This window comes from Mesorhizobium sp. M7A.F.Ca.CA.002.05.1.1 (assembly GCF_003998335.1).
In the GTDB taxonomy this organism is placed as follows: Bacteria; Pseudomonadota; Alphaproteobacteria; order Rhizobiales; family Rhizobiaceae; genus Mesorhizobium.
This window is the reverse complement of sequence record NZ_RZQI01001186.1, coordinates 1-1,462: the sequence shown is the minus strand read 5'-3', so window position 1 is coordinate 1,462 and position 1,462 is coordinate 1. Positions and strand designations below refer to the sequence as shown.

The window sequence follows — 1,462 nt, the reverse complement described above, 5'->3', positions numbered from 1 at the left end:
CGATGATCTCGCCGCTGCCGACGGTGAGGTCAACGCGGCGCACCGCCTCGACCTCGCCGTACCGGATTTTCAGGGCTTCGACGCTCAGCATGACATCACGGCGCCGGAACGTCGGCAGCGTCGGGGATCAGGGTCTGGACATGCTTGCCCTCGCCGCCCTCGTAGCGCATCAGCGCCACCGGCCGCAGCGGCATGCGATCGGTGCCGGCATAGGTGATCTTGCCGGTGATGCCTTCGAAATCCTTAAGGCCGGCGATGGCGTCGCGGATCGCTTTCGGGTCGTCGGAGCCGGCCGTCTTGACCGCCTGGTCGAGGATCAGGCCGATCTCATAGCCATTGACTTCATAGGTCGATTCCGGTGCGTGGCCTGCATATTTGGTGAAGGCGGTATTGAAGGCCTCGAGCTTGCTGCCCGGCTCGGCATAGCCGGCCGCGGTGTAGACGACGCCGTCGACCAATTTGCCGAGCGCCTTGATGGTCGGCGTGCCGATGGCATCGGCGCCATAGACCGGGATGGTGACGCCGGCGCCACGCAATTGCTGGATGAAGGCCGGGAAATCCGGCTCATAGGCCGCCGTCATGATCAGGTCGGGCTTGTCGGCTAGGCCCTTGATATTGGTGATCTCGGCGGAAAAATCGGGCTGGCCCATGCTGAAGGTGCCGCGGCCGACAATGGCGCCGCCCTTCTTCTCGAACACCTTGCCGAAATATTCCGGCAGATTGGCGGTGTAGGTGGAGTCCGGCGAAGTCAGCAGGAACACCTTCTTCTTGCCTTCCGAGACGGCGAAGTCGGCGACCGCCGTCGCCTGCACATTGTCGGCCGGATAGGTGCCGAACATGACGTCGCCGACCGCGCCGGTGAGCACCGGGGCGGAGCCGCACAGCGTCAGGGTCGGAATGCCAAGCGGCTGGGTCAGCTGGCCGGCGGAAATCGAGGGATCGGCATCGCACGGCGTGATCATGATCTTGGCGCCGGCGTCGATCAGTTCCTGGGCGACAGTGGCAGTCTGCGCGGTATCGGAGCGCGTGTCCTTGATCAAAAGCTTGACGGTGTATTTGCCAGCGAGGCCACCCTTGGCGTTGAGCTCGTCGAGCGACATGCGCAGGCCGGCAAGTGCCGGCTGGTCGTAAGGGGCAAGGCCGCCGGTCTGCGCGGTCGCGGCACCGATGATGATCTCTTCGGCGCTGGCCGTCGAAATGGCGGCGATGCTGAACACGGCAGCGCACAAAGCGGCGCGATGGAGGCGATAGAGGCTTGGCATGTCGGTTCTCCTTCTGGATTTCTTATGGTTGGCTGTCGTTGCGGGTCATGCGGTCTGGTTTTCAGGCGTTTCGGTCTTGGCGCGCGCCGTGCGGCTGCCGAGATAGGCTGCGATCACGGCAGGGTTCTTCTGAACGTCGCCCGGCGTGCCGTCGGCGATGACGCGGCCATGATCGATGACGACGATGCGCTCGCACAGGT

At 64.3% G+C, this 1,462-nt stretch carries 2 protein-coding genes; both read right to left on the bottom strand.

What is annotated here, in order from left to right:
• Nucleotides 1-95: 95 nt before the first annotated feature.
• On the bottom strand, nucleotides 96-1,262 hold the full coding sequence (locus EN939_RS33940) for an ABC transporter substrate-binding protein (protein WP_127271797.1): 1,167 nt from the start codon (nucleotides 1,260-1,262) through the stop codon (nucleotides 96-98).
• A 45-nt stretch (nucleotides 1,263-1,307) separates the two neighbouring features.
• Nucleotides 1,308-1,421: a hypothetical protein gene (locus EN939_RS33935; protein ID WP_245473274.1), complete on the bottom strand. Its 114-nt coding sequence runs from the start codon at nucleotides 1,419-1,421 to the stop codon at nucleotides 1,308-1,310.
• Between the last annotated feature and the right edge of the window lie 41 nt (nucleotides 1,422-1,462).

What these genes read in the sequence shown, in the direction of transcription:
- EN939_RS33940 (WP_127271797.1), bottom strand. Translation starts at nt 1,262, where the DNA reads ATGCCAAGCCTCTATCGCCTCCATCGCGCCGCTTTGTGCGCTGCCGTG.